1 protein-coding gene is annotated in these 1312 nt (G+C 68.9%); it reads right to left on the bottom strand.

The genetic code is table 11. The features are described 5' to 3' along the window. Positions 1 to 40: 40 nt before the first annotated feature. A complete protein-coding gene (locus ACGF12_RS38610; RefSeq protein ID WP_393041357.1) occupies positions 41 to 1267 on the bottom strand; it encodes an IS30 family transposase in 1227 nt (408 codons plus the stop codon). Positions 1268 to 1312: the final 45 nt, after the last annotated feature.

The following is a 1312-nucleotide window of genomic DNA, read 5'->3' as shown; positions in this document are numbered from 1 at the left end:
GGCGGTTTCTAGGGGTCGTTGCAACACGTGGTCGGTTTGATCAGGCCGCGATGAGTTTATGCAGGCGCTCGGCTGGGGTTTCCCAGCCGAGCGTTTTGCGTGGGCGGCCGTTGAGTTCGGCGGCGACGAAGGCCAGACGCTCCGGTCCGTGGACGGACAGGTCGGTGCCCTTGGGAAAGTACTGCCGTAGCAGGCCGTTCGTGTTCTCGTTCGAGCCGCGCTGCCAGGGACTGGCCGGGTCGCAGAAGTAGACCGGGACGCCGGTGGCGACGGTGAACGAGCCGTGTGCGGCCATCTCCGCGCCCTGGTCCCAGGTCAGCGAGCGTGTCAGGTGGCCGGGCAGTGTCTGGACGGTTTCCACCAAGGCGTCGCGCACCTGCTCCGCGGCGCGGCCGTTCGGCAGGTGCAAGAGCATGACGTAGCGAGTGGCTCGCTCGACCAGGGTGCCGATCGCGGAGGCGCCGTCCTTGCCGATGATCAGGTCGCCCTCCCAGTGGCCGGGAACAGCCCGGTCCTCCACCTCGGCCGGGCGTTCGCTGATCATCACCATCGGGGTGGCGAAGCGGGGTTGGCGGCAGTTGGCCTGACGGTGGGGCTTGCGACGGGTGCGGCCACTGCGCAGGGCGCCGACCAGTTCCCGGCGGAGTTCTCCGCGGCCTTGGACGTAGAGGGCCTGGTAGACGGTTTCGTGGGCCACGTGCATCTCCGGCCGCTCGGGAAAGGTGTCTCGTAGAGCCTGGCAGATCTGTTCCGGGCTCCACTTCTTGTCCAGGTGGTGCTGGATGAAGTCCCGCAGTTCGGGGTTCTGGCTGATCTTGCCGTGCTTGGGGCGCGGCCTGCGGGCCTCGGCGCGGGCGTGGGCTGCGTGGGGGCGGTAGTGCCGGCGGCCGCGGGGGTCCGTCGTGCTGTTGCGGCGGATCTCCCGGCTGATCGTGGACGGGCTTCGGCCCAGTTCGGCGGCGATCGCGCGGACGGTGGCCTTCTCCCGGAACCGGTCGGCGATGTGGATGCGCTCGTCCTGGCTCAGGTAGCGGCCCGGAATCCCGGAACAGGCCGCCCGCTCGGGTCGAGCGGGCGGCCTGAACCTCGTGGGGTCCGTTCGGCCGTTGCGCCACTCACGGCCGGTCCGCTCGTGGATGCCCACGAGCCGGGACGCCTCTTTGTTGCCATAGCCCTGGTCCACGAGCCGGAAGTATTCCGCTCGCTCGCGGACCAGCTTCTTCGGTCCCTGCCCCACCGTCCGGTTCTTGCGGATCTTGAAGTCCATCGCACCCCTTGCGCTGGGGTGTTGCGACGACCGCTAGAACCTAAG

It is taken from the genome of Kitasatospora sp. NPDC048296 (genome assembly GCF_043201815.1).
Lineage (GTDB): Bacteria > Actinomycetota > Actinomycetes > Streptomycetales > Streptomycetaceae > Kitasatospora.
Note: the sequence above shows the minus strand (reverse complement) of the source record. Positions and strands in the feature narration are given on the sequence as shown.